General features: G+C 60.4%; 17 protein-coding genes. 7 read left to right on the top strand and 10 right to left on the bottom strand.

The annotated features are described in order from the left end of the window. Window positions 1-270: 270 nt before the first annotated feature. A complete protein-coding gene (locus tag ACFPM8_RS20675) occupies window positions 271-525 on the bottom strand; it encodes a hypothetical protein (protein ID WP_379000536.1) in 255 nt (84 codons plus the stop codon). A gap of 55 nt (window positions 526-580) precedes the next feature. On the opposite strand from ACFPM8_RS20675, the gene amaB reads away from it, so the two are divergent. Next, window positions 581-2101 carry an L-piperidine-6-carboxylate dehydrogenase gene (amaB, locus tag ACFPM8_RS20680; RefSeq protein WP_379000538.1) on the top strand — a complete coding sequence of 507 codons (1521 nt, stop codon included), beginning with the start codon at window positions 581-583 and terminating at the stop codon, window positions 2099-2101. A 708-nt stretch (window positions 2102-2809) separates the two neighbouring features. Here the strand turns inward: amaB and trpS are convergent. The 3 genes from trpS to ACFPM8_RS20695 all read right to left on the bottom strand — a co-directional run bounded on the left by trpS (window position 2810) and on the right by ACFPM8_RS20695 (window position 5661). Next, a complete protein-coding gene (gene trpS / locus ACFPM8_RS20685) occupies window positions 2810-3832 on the bottom strand; it encodes a tryptophan--tRNA ligase (protein ID WP_379000540.1) in 1023 nt (340 codons plus the stop codon). Window positions 3833-4224: 392 nt separating this feature from the next. Next, window positions 4225-5169, bottom strand: a complete 945-nt coding sequence (locus tag ACFPM8_RS20690; RefSeq protein ID WP_379000542.1) for a Tim44 domain-containing protein — start codon at window positions 5167-5169, stop codon at window positions 4225-4227. Window positions 5170-5322: 153 nt separating this feature from the next. Continuing rightward, window positions 5323-5661, bottom strand: coding sequence for a hypothetical protein (locus ACFPM8_RS20695; RefSeq protein ID WP_379000544.1), 339 nt, complete (start codon window positions 5659-5661; stop codon window positions 5323-5325). 151 nt (window positions 5662-5812) lie between these two features. Between ACFPM8_RS20695 and ACFPM8_RS20700 the strand changes: the two genes are divergently transcribed. From ACFPM8_RS20700 to ACFPM8_RS20720, 5 genes are all read left to right on the top strand, one after another. Continuing rightward, entirely contained in the window at window positions 5813-6568 is a 756-nt protein-coding gene (locus ACFPM8_RS20700) for a response regulator (RefSeq protein WP_379000546.1), read from the top strand. 10 nt (window positions 6569-6578) lie between these two features. Further along, window positions 6579-8102, top strand: a complete 1524-nt coding sequence (locus ACFPM8_RS20705) for a sensor histidine kinase (RefSeq protein WP_379000548.1) — start codon at window positions 6579-6581, stop codon at window positions 8100-8102. An 11-nt stretch (window positions 8103-8113) separates the two neighbouring features. After that, entirely contained in the window at window positions 8114-8377 is a 264-nt protein-coding gene (locus ACFPM8_RS20710; RefSeq protein ID WP_379000550.1) for a DUF4212 domain-containing protein, read from the top strand. Then, window positions 8374-10410: a sodium:solute symporter family protein gene (locus ACFPM8_RS20715; RefSeq protein WP_379000552.1), complete on the top strand. Its 2037-nt coding sequence runs from the start codon at window positions 8374-8376 to the stop codon at window positions 10408-10410. Before ACFPM8_RS20710 ends, ACFPM8_RS20715 begins: the two co-directional genes overlap by 4 nt. A 130-nt stretch (window positions 10411-10540) precedes the next feature. Further along, window positions 10541-10975: a cupin domain-containing protein gene (locus ACFPM8_RS20720; RefSeq protein ID WP_379000554.1), complete on the top strand. Its 435-nt coding sequence runs from the start codon at window positions 10541-10543 to the stop codon at window positions 10973-10975. Window positions 10976-10982: 7 nt separating this feature from the next. Here ACFPM8_RS20720 and panB read toward each other — a convergent pair whose 3' ends face one another. The 6 genes from panB to ACFPM8_RS20750 form a co-directional block, all read right to left on the bottom strand. Next, window positions 10983-11822: a 3-methyl-2-oxobutanoate hydroxymethyltransferase gene (panB, locus tag ACFPM8_RS20725; protein WP_379000555.1), complete on the bottom strand. Its 840-nt coding sequence runs from the start codon at window positions 11820-11822 to the stop codon at window positions 10983-10985. Window positions 11823-11958: 136 nt separating this feature from the next. After that, window positions 11959-12486: a 2-amino-4-hydroxy-6-hydroxymethyldihydropteridine diphosphokinase gene (gene folK / locus ACFPM8_RS20730; RefSeq protein WP_379000556.1), complete on the bottom strand. Its 528-nt coding sequence runs from the start codon at window positions 12484-12486 to the stop codon at window positions 11959-11961. Further along, window positions 12483-13901 (bottom strand): polynucleotide adenylyltransferase PcnB, encoded by a 1419-nt coding sequence (gene pcnB, locus ACFPM8_RS20735; RefSeq protein WP_379000559.1) that lies wholly within the window; start codon window positions 13899-13901, stop codon window positions 12483-12485. Before pcnB ends, folK begins: the two co-directional genes overlap by 4 nt. Beyond that, window positions 13898-14572, bottom strand: a complete 675-nt coding sequence (locus ACFPM8_RS20740) for a histidinol-phosphatase (protein WP_379000561.1) — start codon at window positions 14570-14572, stop codon at window positions 13898-13900. The genes pcnB and ACFPM8_RS20740 overlap by 4 nt, the downstream gene beginning before the upstream one ends. Then, complete coding sequence (gene hda, locus ACFPM8_RS20745; RefSeq protein WP_379000563.1) at window positions 14569-15267, bottom strand: DnaA regulatory inactivator Hda; 699 nt, start codon at window positions 15265-15267, stop codon at window positions 14569-14571. Before hda ends, ACFPM8_RS20740 begins: the two co-directional genes overlap by 4 nt. Before the next feature lie 186 nt (window positions 15268-15453). After that, the gene (locus ACFPM8_RS20750) at window positions 15454-16536 is read right to left on the bottom strand and encodes an AI-2E family transporter (RefSeq protein WP_379000565.1); all 1083 of its coding nucleotides are present in this window, start codon (window positions 16534-16536) and stop codon (window positions 15454-15456) included. A gap of 186 nt (window positions 16537-16722) precedes the next feature. On the opposite strand from ACFPM8_RS20750, the gene purM reads away from it, so the two are divergent. After that, the gene (purM, locus tag ACFPM8_RS20755) at window positions 16723-17766 is read left to right on the top strand and encodes a phosphoribosylformylglycinamidine cyclo-ligase (protein ID WP_379000567.1); all 1044 of its coding nucleotides are present in this window, start codon (window positions 16723-16725) and stop codon (window positions 17764-17766) included. The last annotated feature ends 5 nt before the right edge of the window (window positions 17767-17771 follow it).

A 17771-nucleotide genomic window follows, 5' to 3' on the forward strand; every position in this document is an offset into this window, starting at 1 on the left:
TGCGCCTGCACGCCGATCACGAGGGGCCGACCCTCATCTTCAATAAAGCATCGCAGCGGCCGATACTTCGGCTTTTGCGTTCTTGACACACGGCGGCGAAGGCAGGATGAGAAGACCGGTCAAAAGATTTAAACGACCCCGGCAGCCCCCGAAGGGGCTCCCTACCTCACCGCCCGTGGAGGGCGATAAAGGTCGTTCACGTAGAAATCCGCTAGCCGCGGTCCGTGCTCTTTTGATAGTGGCTTCTCAACCACATCCAGGATTTTTCTCTCAGGGACGGGAGCGACTATAGACGCTATCGGATGCGATGGCAATTATTAGCATCATGCTATTTTTAGATAGGTGGTAGGTTGGCGTTGAGCCGAAGGCGAAGCCCAACATTTCTTTCATCATGACCAAACGTTGGGCTTTCCAGCCCAAGCTACGACTTTCTTTAGCGTTGTGGCATTCTTCGAGCAGCCACATCCGCTTGGGTGCATGATCAAAGGTAATGATGTCCTGATATTTTTTGATTTTCAGATTCACCTGCTTATTCCTTATACTCAGCGCCAAACCCGATTGAAACTTCGCCAAGGACACGATGATGCATATTTCCACTCTCTTTTCCAAGCTCGGTCTTGATTTTGCAGCACAGGCCGGTGACGACCTGCAAGTGCGCTCGCCGCGCGACGGCGCGGCCATCGCTTCCTTGCAAACGCATACCGTGCAGGAAGCCGAAACCGCGATTCAAAACGCGCATCAGGCTTTCGAAAAATGGCGCAGCGTGCCGGCGCCGGTGCGCGGCGAACTGGTGCGCCTGCTGGGCGAAGTGCTGCGCGAAAATCGCGAGCAGCTGGGCACGCTGGTGACGCTGGAATCCGGCAAGATCCTGTCCGAGGGCATCGGCGAAGTACAGGAGATGATCGACATCTGCGATTTCGCAGTCGGCCTGTCGCGCCAGCTGTACGGCTTGACCATCGCTTCCGAACGGGCCGGCCATCGGATGATGGAAAGCTGGCATCCGCTGGGCGTGGTCGGGGTCATTTCGGCGTTCAATTTCCCGGTCGCGGTTTGGTGCTGGAATTCCGCGCTGGCGCTGGTCTGCGGCAATGCGGTGGTGTGGAAACCGTCGGAAAAAACCCCGATTACCGCGCTCGCGGTGCAAGCCTTGTTCGAGCAGGCGGCAGCGCGTTTTTCCGAGCAACGCCCGGATCTGCTGCCCAAGCATTTATCCCAGGTCTTGATCGGCCGCGCCGACCTCGGCGAGACCCTGGCGCGCTCGCCCAAGGTGGCTTTGCTGAGCGCCACCGGCAGCGTGCGCATGGGCCGCAAGGTGGCTACGGTGGTGGCGGAGCGCCTCGGCCGCAGCTTGCTGGAACTGGGCGGCAACAACGGCATGATCATCGCCCCCAGCGCCGACCTCAGCCTGGCGCTGCGCGCGATTACCTTTTCCGCGGTCGGCACCGCCGGACAACGCTGCACCAGCTTGCGCCGGCTGTTCGTCCACAGCAGCATTTATGACGAGGTGGTGAGCAGCATCGAGCGGGTCTACGCCAGCGTCAAAGTCGGCGATCCGCTGAATGCCGACACGCTGGTCGGACCGTTGGTCGATCAACACGCGTTCGATGCGATGCAAAGCGCGCTGGCGCAGGCCAAGGCCGAAGGCGGCACGGTCACCGGCGGCGAGCGGGTCAGCGTCAACGGCGACAGCAACGCCTTCTATGTGCGTCCGGCGCTGGTGCGCATGCCGCAGCAGAGCGCGATCGTGCATCACGAAACCTTTGCGCCGATTCTGTATGTGCTGCGCTACGACCAGTTCGACGATGCGATTCGTCTCAACAACGCGGTGCCGCAGGGTCTGTCGTCAGCAATTTTCACCAACGACGTGCGCGAAGCGGAAGCCTTCATGGCGGCCACCGGCAGCGATTGCGGGCTGGCCAATGTCAACATCGGCACCAGCGGCGCTGAAATCGGCGGCGCGTTCGGCGGCGAAAAGGACACCGGCGGCGGTCGCGAGTCGGGTTCCGACGCCTGGAAAAACTATATGCGGCGGGCGACCAACACGATCAATTACAGCCGCACTTTGCCGTTGGCGCAGGGCGTCAAGTTTGATATTGATTAAGGTATTTCGGGTGGGCGAAGCGGATGCTTGGCTCGCCGGGGTTGGAATGCAGCGATGACGTAGTTAAATGGGGTCAGAGTTTTTTTCGTCGGCAGTTTGACGAAAATTACTCTGACCCTTTTTAACGGGCCACGGAGTGCCGAGGTTTTGTAGTTGCCTTTGCGGTTGTCGGTCTTGGCAATCTCAGCTTTTCACCCTGACGGCGACCGCCAGAAGTAGCTCACCGGGGTCAGAGTTTTTTTACGCGGGGTTATCGCGTAAATTACTCTGACCCCGCTGAGCGGGCTACGGAGTGCGGACGGTTGCATTTGTTCTTCGTTTGTCGTTCGTCGTTATTTAAAACGGTCGCTACTCCGTGGATGCTAGCCGGGGGTGGCCCGGCAGCCAGTCCCTTTTCTTGCTTCGCCAAGAAAAGGAACCAAAAGAAGGCGACCGCAAGCCACTGCCCTCCCTTCGGTCGGGTCCCCAAATGGGCCAACTGTCAGTCGGGTGTGAAGACAAACTCGCCTTCGACTCAAACATGTCTTCCCACAATTCCCGACTAACAGTCGTCCCATTTGGCAGCGTCCCAATGCGGAATTCAGCGTCAACTGCAACGTCAAAAACAACGTCAACTTCAACCCCTCGCCGTTCCGTGGTCCGTTAATTGGGGACAGAGTAATTCGGCACGCTACGGTGCCTCTTAAACTCTGTCCCCAATTAACTCGTTTAGAAGTAACTCAAGCCCAGTGCCGCTTTCACTTCATCAGCCGTCTGCGCCGCCACTTCGCGCGCCTTGGCTGTGCCGTCTTTCAGCAATTGCATGATGTAGCCGCGGTCCTTGGCCAGCTCTTCGCGGCGGGCGCGGATTGGCGCCAGCAGCTCCTGCAAACACACCTCCAGCCGCGCCTTGACCAGGCTGTCGGCCAAGCCGCCACGCACGTAGTGCTCCTTCAGCGCGGCCAGTCCGGCTTGGTCGGGATCGAAGGCGTCCAGGTAGAGGAAGGCGACATTGCCTTCCAGATGGCCGGGGTCCTGTACCCGCAGATGCAACGGATCGGTATAGATTTTCTTGACGGCGGCACGGATCTCGTCGGCGCTGGCGCCGAGGTTGATCGTGTTGCCCAGCGATTTGCTCATCTTGGCCTTGCCGTCGATGCCGGGCAGGCGGCCGATTTCCGGCACCAGAGCTTTGGCCTCGACCAAGATATCGCGGCCGGCGATGCGGTTGAAGCGGCGCACGATTTCATTGGTTTGTTCGATCATCGGAATCTGGTCTTCGCCGACCGGCACCAGGGCCGCCTTGAAGGCGGTAATGTCAGCCGCCTGGCTGGCCGGATAGGTCAGGAATCCAGCCGGGATGTCGCGCTCGAAACCGCGCAGCCGGATCTCTTCCTTGACGGTCGGATTGCGCTCCAGGCGGGCTACCGTGACCAGGTTCAGGTAATAGAAGGTCAACTCGGCCAGTTCCGGGATCTGCGATTGGATCAGGATCGTCGACAGTTTGGGGTCGATCCCGACCGCCAGGTAATCCAGCGCCACTTCGACCACGTTGCGATGCACCTTGTCGGTGTCGTCCATGTTGTCGGTCAGAGCTTGGGCATCGGCCAGCATGATGAATTGCCGATACTCGTGCTGATAGGTCACGCGATTGCGCAAGCTGCCGACGAAATGCCCAAGATGCAGCGGGCCGGTCGGACGATCCCCGGTCAGGATCACGGCAGGCGCTGGGGAAGTTGCTGGCAGATTCATGGAAACTCCTTGGGTTTTCGCCGCTGCGGCGGCGGCCAATAAAAATGCCGCCCAACAGTGGCGGCATTGATAAAAAATCACATCACGACAATGCGGCCGCTCCGACTAATCAGCGCGGCCAAAAGTGGCGAATGTGGTTTGTGTAAAAAAATAACATTGGGCGATGCTCGCAATTCGGCTATCGCTTGTCAAGCGCAATGCAGCAATTCCCATAGGCAGCTTGAAGCTGTGAGGAAAATATTGTCGTTAAAAAACCGCCAGTGGTTTCTCACTGGTGGTTTTTAGGCGCCTTTAAAAACCGTAGCGAGCGGCCCAAGGTCGGGGCGAGAAGCGCAGCCGTACGACTGTACGGTGAGCATCGCAGCCCCGAGATTGGGCCGCGCAGTAGGTTTTTAAAGGTCGCCTGGTACTTGCTCGATGCCTGCCAATATCCACCCTTCCTGCCCTGTCGTCGGCTTGGACAAATTCCAGATCTCGGTCACCGGCGCTGCAGGTGCATGCTCGTCTTCCTTGATCATGCCGGAGAATTTGACGCTGGCCAGATATTCCGCGCCTATGGTGTCGATGCCGAGCAACTCGGCGTCCAGCGACACCACGTCGGTATGGTTGACCGTTGCACCGCGCTCCTGCAATTGCATTCTCAGTTCGGCAAACATTTCCGGCGTCGTGAATTCGCGGATATCGTTGATATCGGCTTTATCCCATGCCGCTTGCAAACGGAGAAAGTGGGTTTTGGCATGCCGCAGAAAGCCTGCCGTGTCGAAATCCGCCGGCACGCCCCATGCAGCACTTGCCGCATTTGCCACACCTGCGCCGCTGGCTATCGGGGCGGCGTCAAACGCGGTTCGCTGCATTGGGGAGTCGCTGCGAGGTTCAATCCGCGAGGCGATTTCCGGCGTAAAGCCGGATGGCGAGGCCGCAGCGTAAGCTGGCTGCATGGCGCTGCCACCAGTGCCGGTCTTGCGACGCACCATTTTGTAAATGAACATCGCGGCAGCCGCGAACAAGGCCACCATCAGCATGGTGCTGATCATGCTGGCCATGGCGCCGCCCAGACCCATGCTGGACAGCAGCGCGCCCAATCCCAGACCCAGCAGCGCCCCGCCCAGCATGCCTTTCCACATGCTAGGCTTGGCCGCGGCAGCCGGTGCGGCGGCAGCGGCCGGTTTTGCCGCGGCTGCCGAATTGTTGGCCGGCGCCGGCTGCGCCTGGCGGTTCATGCTTTGCGACTGCTTGCCGAACGAGCCGCCGCCGCCCATGCGTTTGGCTTCGGCATTCGAGATGCCGGCCGATAAGGTCATGGCGACCACGATCAGCGCAATTAATATTTTCTTCATACGATTTCCTGAGATGTGATGCCATTGCAATACCGCCGATCGAACTTGGATCGGCACGGTATTGAACGGCGAAATAAGAATTTCCGGATAACACTCCGGCAGTGGGGGACTGCGTGTCGCCAGGATTAATCATCTTGGCGGCGACAAGGAGGGTTAAGCGCGCGGAGGCGGCGCGACGAGGGGCAGGAACGGTGGTTGACGCGCCCGGTCACTGCTCGGCGCGAGTGTGGATGCAATCGAATCGCTGGCAAAAAGGAAGGGGATCGCAGGCACGAAGTCGTCGCCGAGGTCGAGCTGCATGTCAGACGCGTCCGCGACTTCATCGTCGGCATCGCAGGCTGCGCCACTGTCGGCGGCCATCTGCAGCTGACCAGCAAAGCCTTGCTGGGTCTGCACCGGCATCGACCGTTTCTCTGCTTGAGACTCAAGCGTGCCTGCAAAGACTTGCATCGGCAGCAAAAATATCAGCAGAAGAATGAGGAAACGTTGCATCAAATGGTCGAAGCGGTGGTCAAGTTGGTCGTGTGCGCCGGATTATAGCAAACCGCCCGGCGCGTTATCCATGCTTGCTGTCAAGAATGAAACGCCATAGACTACGATCACCTCCCCCCACCGCGACAATTCACTGAAGGTTCCCGACACGATGCGCATTTTGCTTGCTGAAGACGATAGTGTATTGGCCGACGGTTTGACCCGTTCGCTGCGGCAGTCGGGTTATGCCACCGATTGCGTGCTGAATGGGCTGGAGGCCGACTCGGCGTTATCGACCCAGGATTTCGATTTGCTGATCTTGGATCTCGGCTTGCCTAAAATGTCCGGCCTGGAAGTATTGCGCCGCCTGCGAGCCAGGAATTCACGGCTGCCGGTGTTGATCCTGACCGCCGCCGATTCGGTCGAACAACGGGTCCAGGGACTCGATCTGGGCGCCGACGATTACATGGCCAAGCCGTTTGCCTTGTCCGAGCTGGAAGCGCGGGTGCGGGCGCTGACCCGGCGCGGCGCAGGCGGCGGCCCGACCGTGATCAAACACGGCCCGTTGAGCTATGACCAGGTCGGCCGCATCGCTTATATCAATCAGCAGATGCTGGATCTGTCGGCGCGCGAACTGGGTTTGCTGGAAGTGCTGCTGCAACGCACCGGCCGCCTGGTCTCGAAGGAGCAGCTGGTCGACCATTTGTGCGAATGGGGCGAGGAAGTCAGCAATAACGCGATCGAGGTGTATGTGCATCGGCTGCGCAAAAAAATCGAATTCGGCGGGGTCCGGATTGCCACTGTGCGCGGACTCGGCTATTGCCTGGAAAAAATCGCCGAGCCGCCGCTGCCAGCGACCGCCGCCCCGGCCGCCCAGGCTGCCAATATGCGCCCGGCCCCGGATACCGACTCTTCCAACAGCCGCTGACGGTTAAGCCATGCGCGACCCCCAGGCCTTGGCTGCGCACTCATCCAGCCCTCCGGAACAACCAGCCAGCCAGGCCGAACAGCGGGTGCAGCGCTCGCTGTTCGGCGAAATCCTGGACTGGATGCTGGTGCCGCTGCTGCTGCTGTGGCCGATCAGTATCGCAATCACCTATCTGGTGGCCAAGTCGATCGCCAACCAGCCTTTCGATCGGGCCCTGGACGACAGCGTCACGCTGCTGTCGCAACAGGTCAGCGAAGCGCATGGCAAAGTCGTGACCCGCCTGAACGGACCGGCGCGCGATTTTTTGCGGGCCGACGAAGTCGATAATGTGTATTTCCTGATTACAGGACCGCACGGCGAATATGTGGATGGCGACCACGACCTGCCGCTGCCGGCCGCCGAGGACGAACCGTCGCATCCGGGCGCGGTGCAGTTCCAGAACAGCGCCTTGCATGGCCGCGACGTGCGCATCGCTTATACCTATGTCGACCTGCGCAATCTCGGCGACGCCAATAGCGGCAAGGGCGGGCCGCCGCGGATGGCCCTGGTGCAGGTCGGCGAGACGCTCGACAAGCGGGCTCAGCTTGCCAATGAAATCATCAAGGGCGTGATCCTGCCGCAGTTCCTGATCCTGCCGATCGCGCTGGCGCTGATCTGGTTTGCGCTGGCGCGCGGATTGTCGCCGTTGTCGGAACTGCAGCAACGGATTCGAGCCCGGCGGCCGGACGATTTGAGTCCGATCGAGTCAGGTCAGGTGCCGGAAGAAATCTCGCCGCTGGTGAATTCGCTCAACGATATGCTGGCCCGGCTTTCGCACACGATCCAGACCCAGAAACGCTTCATGGCCGATGCCGCCCACCAGATGAAAACACCGCTGGCGGGAATGCGCATGCAATCGGAACTGGCGCTGCGCCAGACCGACCGCGAAGACATTCACCGTTCGCTGGAACAGCTGGCGAAAAGCTCCGAATCTGCGACCCGGCTGGTGAATCAATTGCTGTCCCTGGCCAGCGCCGAAAACCAGGCGCAGCAGAGCACGCCGCTGGTGCCTATCGAATTATCCGAGTTGGCCCGGCAGACGGTACAGGACTGGGTGCCGGCTTCGTTTGCGCAGCGCATCGATCTCGGCTTCGAACCGGCATCGCAACCGCTGACGGTGCTCGGCAATCCGGTGATGCTGGGCGAGTTGCTGAACAACCTGATCGACAATGCGCTGCGCTATACCCCGGCCGAGGGCAGCGTCACCGTCAGGGTGCGCGGCGAGCGTTCGGCGGGACTGGCCATATTGGAGGTCGAAGATACCGGACCGGGCATCGCACCGTCGGAACGCGAGCATATCTTCCAGCGTTTTTACCGGATTCTCGACAGCAATCGCAGCGGCAGCGGCCTGGGTCTGGCGATCGTGCGCGAGATCGCGCAACAGCATGACGCCGAGATCACGGTGTCCGCCAATTCTCGCAGCACCGATGTGGCATTGCCGGGCAGTTTGTTCCGCGTCGCGCTGCGGCTGGCGGCCGGGCCGGATTTCAACTGACACTGCACTCCATGGCCAAACAACCTGCCCCCAAAAACTTCAGCCACTGGCAGCGCACCAGGCGCTTGACTCTGGCGCTATTGCTGACCTGGCTGCTGACGACGTTCGGGGTGATATTTTTTGCGCGCGAACTGGCGACGCTGACGCTGTTCGGCTGGCCGCTGTCGTTCTACATGGCGGCGCAAGGCCTGGCGCTGATCTACCTGCTGATCGTCGCCGTCTATACCTGGCAAATGCGCAAGATAGACCAACGCCAGCCGGACGTCGAACCATGAACGACAAGTCCTTTTCCAGGCGGCTGACGCGTTATTACAGCTGGTACACCGGCGGCTTCATCATGTTCCTGATCGTCCTGGCGATCCTGGAAACGGAAGGCATGCCGCGTGCCTGGATCGGCTATATGTTCTTGTTTGCGACCATCGTTGTGTATGCGGGGATCGGCTTCATGAGCCGCACTTCGGAGGTCTCCGAGTATTACGTCGCCGGACGCCGGGTGCCGGCGCTGTTCAACGGCATGGCGACCGCGGCCGACTGGATTTCCGCCGCCACTTTCATCAGCCTGGCCGGCGGCCTGTATCTGCAAGGATTCGACGGCCTGGCCTACATCATCGGCTGGACCGGCGGCTACTGTCTGGTGGCGCTGTGCATCGCGCCTTACCTGCGCAAGTTCGGGCAATACACGATCCCGGATTTCCTGGCCGCGCGCTACCCTGGCCGGCATGGCGGCAACCCGGTGCGGATGCTGGGGGTGATGGCGACGGTGCTGATTTCTTTTACCTATGTGGTGGCGCAGATTTACGGCGTCGGCCTGATCACCTCGCGCTTTACCGGAGTCGATTTCTCGGTCGGCATTTTTCTGGGGCTGGCCAGCATCCTGGTGTGTTCGTTTTTGGGCGGCATGCGGGCGATTACCTGGACCCAGGTGGCGCAATACATCATCATCCTGTTGGCCTATCTGATCCCGGTCATCTGGCTGGCGGCCAAACACACGCATAATCCGGTGCCGCAGATGGCGTATGGATCGGTGATTGCGCAGATCACCGGCATCGAAAAAAAACTGGATGACGATCCGCAGGAAAAACAGGTGCGCGCGATCTTCCAGGCGCGCGCGGACGACTATGCGGCACGCCTGAAAAACTTGCCGGCATCGTGGGAACAGGGACGGCTCCAGGCCCAGCGTCAACTGGAGGCACTGAAGCGCAACAACCGCTCGCTGATCGAAATCCGGGCCGCCAGCCGGGCCCTGAATAGCTACCCGAAAACGCCGGAACAAGCCGAGCGCCTATGGCGCGAGGCGCAAGCCAGCAATCTGGCGCATGCAGCGCCGACTATCCCGCAGGCGGCGCCGTTCCCCGGCAAGGACCTGGAAGCCTCGAACATCAAGCGCAATAATTTTCTGGCGCTGGCGTTTTGCCTGATGCTGGGCACCGCCGCGCTGCCGCACATCCTGACCCGCTACTACACCACGCCATCGGTGCGCGCCACCCGCAAGTCGGTGTTCTGGACCCTGTTTTTCATCCTGCTGATCTATATCACGGTGCCGGCGCTGGCGGTGCTGGTGAAATACGACATCTACACTTCGCTGGTCGGTTCCGACTATTTGCAGCTGCCGAACTGGGTATCGTATTGGGCCGGCATCGACCACGCCAACCCGCTGGTGACGATCGCCGACATGAACCACGACGGCGTCGTGCAGCTGGCCGAAATCGCGCTGGACGGCGACATCATCGTGCTGGCGACGCCGGAAATCGCCGGCCTGCCCTACTTCATTTCCGGCCTGGTCGCGGCGGGCGGGCTGGCGGCGGCGCTGTCGACAGCAGACGGCTTGCTGCTGACGATTTCCAACGCCCTGTCGCACGACGTCTATTACAAGATGATCAATCCCCACGCGTCGACCGCAAAACGGGTGACCGTTTCCAAATTGCTGTTGCTGGTGGCGGCGCTGCTGGCGGCTTATACGGCGTCGCTGAAACCGGGCGATATCCTGTCGATGGTGGCCGCGGCATTTTCGATGGCGGCATCGACACTGTTCCCGGCGCTGGTGCTGGGCGTGTTCTGGCAGCGCGCCAATTGGCAAGGGGCGATGGCCGGCATCATCGCCGGCTTCGCGACCTGCGTGGTTTACATGCTGCACACCCACCCGGCGCTGGGCGGCTCGGTCAGCGCCCAGTGGTTCCACATCGCGCCGGTGTCGGCCGGCGTGTTCGGCGTCCCGGCCGGCTTGCTGGCGCTGGTTGCGGTCAGTCTGCTGACGCCGGCGCCGGATGCACGCACGCTGGCGCTGCTGGATCACATTCGGGCGCCTTGAGGTATAGAGTGCAAGAACACGGTTCGCAGCCCGGCGGCGTTCGGGATTCGGTGAACGCTGATCGCTAGCGTCGCCGGGACTGCCCTTCGTTGTTTCTTGGTGCGGATTTCCCGTGTGAAAGGATGAAGCGATGAATACAACCACTCAAGCTGCCCCGAAAACGGAGTTTTCCCATGTCCGCGAAGGCGATACCCCCTATCAATCAGGCGGCCTGCGCGACTTTTTCCTATATCGCGATCTCGGCATCGCCGCCGCCACCGGCGGTCAGGTCAGAGTGCAACTGGTGAAGGCCAATATGCCGCCCGAGGCCGGCACCGGCTGGCACCGGCATGAGGCCAATTTCCATATCGTGATCATGCTCAAGGGCTGGGCGCGCTTCATGTATGAGGAGCGGGAAACGCTGGTCAAGGCCGGCGACTGCGTGCATCAGCGGCCGGGAATAGTGCATTTCCTGTTCGATTACTCCAAGGACATGGAGTATCTGGAAATCATCAGTCCGGCCGCTTTCGGCACTGTCGAGATGCCGGCGCCGTGCGAAGTGCCGCCGCCGACGCCGTGGGATTAGCGAACGTTCAGAAGCAATGCTCGGGCGCCGGAAACGACTTGTCCTTGACCGCGCTGACGTACGCGCGCACGGCGTTGTCGATGCTGGTTTGGCCTTGCATGAAGTCTTTGACGAAGCGCGCCTTGTGACCGGGGAAAACTCCCATCAGGTCGTGCATCACCAGCACTTGGCCGGAGCAGTCCGGGCCGGCGCCGATGCCGATGGTCGGGATGGTTAGCAGGTCGGTGATTTCCTTGCCCAAGGCGGCGGGGATCGCTTCCAGCACCAGCAGGCTGGCGCCGGCAGCTTGCAGCGCCAGCGCGTCGGCTTTCAGCTGTTCCGCCGCTTCATTGCTCTTGCCCTGCACTTTGTAGCCGCCCATCTGGTGTACCGATTGCGGCGTCAGGCCGAGATGGCCGCAGACCGGGATCGCGCGTTCGGTCAGGAAACGCACAGTCGGCGCCAGCCAGGCGCCGCCTTCGATCTTGATCATTTGGGCGCCGGCCTGGATCACCGGTACCGCATTCTCAAACGTGCGTTCCGGCGTCGGGTAGGCGCCGAACGGCAAGTCGGCCAGGATCAGCGCCGTGCGGTTGCCACGCGCCACGCTGGCGGTGTGATACGCGATGTCCTGCACCGATACCGGCAGCGTCGAGTGATGGCCTTGGCACACCATGCCGAGCGAATCGCCGATCAACAGCGTGTCAACTCCGCAGCGGTCCATCAGCGCCGCAAAGCTGGCGTCGTAACAAGTCAGCATGGTGATTTTTTCGCCGCGCTGGCGCAATGCTTGCAGCTCCGGAATCGTGACCGGTTTGGTGCGTGTTTTATCTGCTGCCGCTTGATTGTCTTGCAGGTAGCTTGCCATTGTTACTCTCCACAATTAAAAATTTGCCGCGCATGCCGTCGATGCGCGTCAACAATAGATTGAAATCCGCATCGCTGCCGTCGGCGGTTCACGGGCAGAAGCCGCGAGTTTAGCGCTGCCGCAAGAATCCTGCCGATTACACTTTACGGATGGCTTGATCCGCGACCTGCGGCGCGAATTGATGCGCCGGGCCGTGTTTCGGAATATTGATGAAGGGATCGATTTGCAACAGCGGAATCAGGACGAAAGCCCGTTGCAGCATGCGCGGATGCGGCACCGTCAGCGTGCTGTCTGCGATGCTGGCCTGACCGTATAACAGCAGGTCCAGATCGAGCGTGCGCGGGGCGTTCGGATACGGACGCTGACGGCCGAAATCCTGCTCGACCTGTTGCAGCGCCTGCAGCAGCGCATGGGCGCTCAGGCGGGTGCTGATGCAGGCGACCGCATTGATGTAATCGTCGCCGTCGGCATCCAGCGGCGCCGTGCGGAACAGGCTCGACTGCGCGCTCAGGCTGGTGTGCGGCAGTTTTCCGAGTTGCAGTATGGCGCGCTGGACTTGCGCACGGGCATCGCCGAGGTTGGCGCCGATGCCGATGTAGGCGGTGACGGCGGCGGCATTGACCGGCGCCTCAGGTGCAATTGGCGTGGTGCTCGGCGCGTTCATGCCTCACCTTTACCGCCTGCGACCGCCGTTTTGGGGGCGCGCGCTCCGCGCCGGCGCGGACGTTTCCTGGGTGGCGCGGGATCGAGATCGGCCGTTTCAAATGCGGCTGCGGGGGCAGCCTTACTTGCAACTGCCGCGGCTTTCTTTGGTTTTTGCGTCAGCAGCACTTCGCGCCCGGAGCCATCGGCGGCGATGAAAGCGGTCCACCATTCGCCGAGTTCGCTATCGCATTCGCCGGAGCCGCAACGCAGCAACAGGAAATCGTAGCCGGCGCGCAGTCGCAGATGCTCCAGCAGCTTGTAAGGAGATTTGCCGGTGCGCCGTTCAAAACGCGGCTGCATGGCCCAGATATCGCGCATGTCGGAGCCGATCTTGCGTTGCAGCGCCAGCTTGTCGGTTTGCGCGTCCAGCACATCGTCGGCGGCCAGATGCAGCGCCGGAATTGGAAGCTCGCCGGCCGCTTTGTAGGCGGTCCACTTTTCCAGCACCTGATGCCACAGCAGCGCGGCAAACAGGAATCCCGGCGATACCGGCTTGCCTTGCTGGATCCGCAGATCGGTATTGGCCAGCGCCAGGGTGACGAATTTTTCGCCGAGCGGCTGTTCCAGCACCACGTCCAGCAGCGGCAACAGGCCGTGATGCAGACCTTCCTTGCGCAGCTGTTGCAGGCAAGCCAGCGCATGGCCGCTCATCAACAGTTTCAGCATTTCATCGAACACCCGCGCTGCCGGGACGTTGTTGATCAAGGCCGCCATCACCGGGATCGGGGCCCGGGTCGCAGGATCAATCGTGAATTTGAGCTTGGCGGCAAAACGCACGATGCGCAGCATGCGCACCGGATCTTCGCGGTAACGCTCTTCCGGGACGCCGATGATGCGCAAGGTCTTGGCGCGGATATCGGCGATCCCGCCGTGATAATCGAGCACCTGTTCGGTGGCCGGATCGTAGTACATGGCGTTGATCGTGAAATCGCGCCGCACCGCGTCTTCATGCTGCTCGCCGAAGGTGTTGTCGCGCAGCACGCGGCCGTGCGCATCTTTCGGCGAACCGTTGGAGGAAGCACCGCGGAAGGTGGTCACTTCGATCAATTCCTGGCCGAACATCACGTGCACGATCTGGAATCGCTTGCCGATGATGAAAGCGCGCCGGAACAGCCGTTTGACCTGCTCCGGCGTGGCATTGGTGGCGACGTCGAAATCCTTCGGCTTGACGCCGAGCAGCAGGTCGCGCACCGCGCCGCCGACGATGAAGGCCTTGAAGCCGGCATCCTGCAGGGTCTTGGTCACTCGTACCGCGTTGGACGAGACCAGTTGCGGGTCGATGCCGTGTTGTTTCGGACCAAGCAGTGTCGGCTGGGTCGGGTCGACCGGTTTTTTCTTGGTTCCGAGGATGGAGCGAATCAGCTTCTTGATCATTGTGCGTCGAATAAATTCAGGATCGGCCAGCCGTGCGCATCGGCATGCGCTTTCAGCTTGGCGTTCGGATTGGTGGCGACCGGGTCGGTGACCAGCATCATTAGCGGCAAATCGTTGTGCGAGTCGCTATAGAAAAAACTGCGCGGAAAGCTATCCAGGGTTTGATCCATGGTCGCCAGCCAAGCCTTGGTGTGGGTCACCTTGCCGGGGCCATAGGTGGGCGTGCCGTCCAGCTTGCCGGTGATTTCGCCGTCGACGGTGGTTTCCGGATCGGACGCGATCAGGATATCGACGCCCAGCGCCTTGGCGATCGGCTCGGTCACAAAGCTGTTGGTGGCGGTGATGATGGCGACCAGATCTCCGGCATCCTGGTGCTTTTGCAGCAGCGCGCGCGCGGCCGGCGTAATGCTAGGCAGGATTACTTGCTGCATGAACTGCTGGTGCCAGGTATCGAGCTGCTTGCGCGGGAATTTTGCCAGCGTGCCGAAGGCAAATTCCAGGTATTTGACCGGATCGAGCGTGCCGGCCTGGTATTGGGCGAACCATTCGGCGTTGCTTTTTTCAAAAGCGTCCGGGTCCACCGCGCCAATCCGGATCAGGAACTGGCCCCATTCATAATCGGAGTCGATCGGCAACAGCGTATGGTCAAGGTCGAATAAGGCCAGGTTCATGGTTTTTTTTCATCGGATTCGAGTTGTAACAGGCTACGCAATAACGACAGCGTGATGGGGCGCTGCGTCTCTAGCGAATAGCGATCCAGCGCGTCCAGCATTGCCGATAAAGAGCGCATATCGCGCCGAAAATGCGTAATCAGATAGGGTAACACGCCGCTAGACAGATTCAGGCCGCGAACTTGGGCCGCATGCGTCAGCGCGGCGATTTTTTCTTCGTCGCTCAAGCCGTGCAATTGATAGATCAAGCCCCAGCCGAGACGGGTGCGCAAATCTTCGCGCACAGTCAGTTCGGCCGGCGGCAGCGCGCCGCTGGTCACCAGCCAGCCGCCATGCTCGCGGATCAGGTTGAACAGGGTGAAGGCGGCGATCTGATCGTCGGCCGACAATTTGTCGCAGTCGTCGATCAGGTAGCCGCCGATTTGCGGCGAAAAATCGAGTGCGCCGGCCTCATGCCGGGTGCCGCGAATCAGCCGCGCTCCGGTGATGCCGGCCAATGCTTGCAATACATGGCTTTTGCCGGCGCCGGCCTCGCCCCATAGATACACAAAGCGATCGCCCGGCGCGGTGATGGAGGCGCTGGCTGGCGCGACCAGCCGCTGCAGGTATTGCAACGCTTCCTGATTCTGCCCGACCACGAAGGTGTCTAGGCTCTGCGGCTCATCCGCAGAAATGTCCAGCGTTAGCTGTCTCATGCTTGGTTCTTCATACTGACTTACTCTTACTTACCGTTGATCTTAGAGCCTGTTCAAAATCTTACTGCGCGCCCGTGATCGGGGCTCATGTGCTGCTCGGAATCCTCATTTACTCAAGTAAATTCCGGTTCCTGCGCTGCTCTTCACCCCGCTGACGGGCGCTCGCTACAGATTTTGAACAGGCTCTTACTGATTATAAAAACTGCTTTCGAGGTAACGTGCGCGGACATGCTTGACCATCACCGAGATCACCGCCGAGGCCGGCAATGCCAGCAAGACGCCGACAAAGCCGAACAACTGGCCAAATGCCAGCAACGCAAAAATCACCACCAGCGGATGCAGGCCGATGCGCTCGCCGACCAGGCGCGGAGTCAGGAAAAATCCTTCCAGCACTTGCCCGATGCCATACACGACCGCGACCGCAATCAAGCCGTGCGGGCCGTTGAATTGCAGCATCGCCGCGATCAGCGCCAATACCAACCCAAGGCCGAAGCCGACATAGGGAATGAACACCAGCAAGCCGGTAATGATGCCGACCGGCAGCGCCACATCGAAACCGGCAATCGCCAGCCCGGTCGAATAATAAATCGCCAAAACCAACATGACCAGCAACTGTCCCCGCAAATATTGCGCCAGCAAGCCATCGACTTCGCTTGTAATGCCGGTGGATTTGCCCTGCCAGCGGCGCGGCACCAGCATGCCGAGCCGCGTCATGATCAGATGCCAGTCCTGCAACAGGTAAAACAGTACGACCGGCACCAATAAGGCCGTCGCCAGCCAGCCCAGCACCGCGGTGCCGCCGACTTTGACCGAGGCCAGGATCGAACTCCAGATTTCATCGCCGCTGGTGGCAAACTGCTTGCTCAGCAAGTCTTTGATGCCGGCGCCGTCCAGCCGCATCTGGATGCCGAAATCCTGCAAATGAGGGCCGATGACGGTATTGAGCTTGGTCAGGAAATTCGGTATCTGGTCTTGCAGCAGCGGAAATTCCTTGCGCAACACCGGAATCACAATCAGGATCACGGCCAATATCGCGAACGCCAGCAGCAACATGACAACCAGCACCGCCAGCGCGCGCGGAAACGGAAAGCGTCCGATCCGGCGGCGCGCCAGCCAGTCGACTCCGGGATTGAGCGCATAAGCCAGGATCGCGGACGCAATGAACGGGGTCAAAATCGGCCCCAGAGCCACCAACAATGCCAAGATCAACAGCCCTAGCCCACTCCACAACATGGATTGTTTTTGTTCGAAGGTAAAAGAAAATGGCATGGATGCGAAGGATTGATGGATCAGTTTGATAAAATACCGCTTTTACCGCGCAACGACCGTGCCAAAAATGAACTACGAGCGAAATCGCTCGTTAATAGTTTATCCATTGGCACTGTGTGTACAGGGATGTATATAGGATGCGCGGCCGAATCTTTCTATTTTACCGCCTCTGCCGCCAATCACATCATGACTTCCACTTCAAACGTTTCCCTTTCTTATCGTGATGCCGGCGTCGACATCGACGCTGGCGATGCCCTGGTCGAAGCCATCAAGCCTTTTGCCAAGCGCACCATGCGTGAAGGCGTGATGGGGGGGATCGGCGGTTTTGGCGCATTGTTCGAGATCAGCAAGAAATTCAAGGAGCCGGTGCTGGTCTCCGGCACCGACGGCGTCGGCACCAAGCTGAAACTGGCCTTCATGCTGAAACGCCACGACACGGTGGGCATCGACCTGGTCGCGATGAGCGTCAACGACATCCTGGTGCAAGGCGCCGAACCGCTGTTCTTCCTCGACTATTTCGCTTGCGGCAAACTCGACGTACCGAGCGCCACCGACGTCATCAAGGGCATCGCCAAAGGCTGTGAGCTAGCCGGCTGCGCGCTGATCGGCGGCGAAACCGCCGAGATGCCGAGCATGTATCCGGATGGCGAATACGATTTGGCCGGCTTCGCCGTCGGCGCAGTCGAGAAAGCCAATCTGATCGACGGCAGCAAGATCGTGCCGGGCGACGTGGTACTGGGACTGGCTTCATCGGGCGCGCATTCCAACGGTTATTCGCTGGTACGCAAGATCATCGAAGTGGCCCAGCCTGACCTCAACGCCGACTTCCACGGCCGCAAACTGGCCGATGTGTTGATGGAACCGACCCGGATTTACGTCAAGCCTTTGCTGGCGCTGATGCAATCGATGGAAGTCAAAGGCATGGTGCACATCACCGGCGGCGGTTTGGTGGAAAACATCCCGCGCGTGCTGCAGGACAATCTGACCGCCGTCCTGCACCGCGACGCCTGGACCATGCCGCCGCTGTTCACCTGGCTGCAACAACACGGCGGCGTCGCCGATGCAGAGATGCATCGCGTGTTCAACTGCGGTATCGGCATGACTGTCATCGTGGCGAAAGAAAACGCCGATGCGGCGCTGGCGCAATTGCAGGCCGCTGGCGAAACCGTGATGAAGATTGGCGAGATTCGTGCGCGGGCTGAGGGTGAAGCTCAGACCATCGTAATTTAATCGTA

The organism is Paraherbaspirillum soli, from assembly GCF_042654985.1.
GTDB lineage: Bacteria > Pseudomonadota > Gammaproteobacteria > Burkholderiales > Burkholderiaceae_D > Paraherbaspirillum > Paraherbaspirillum soli.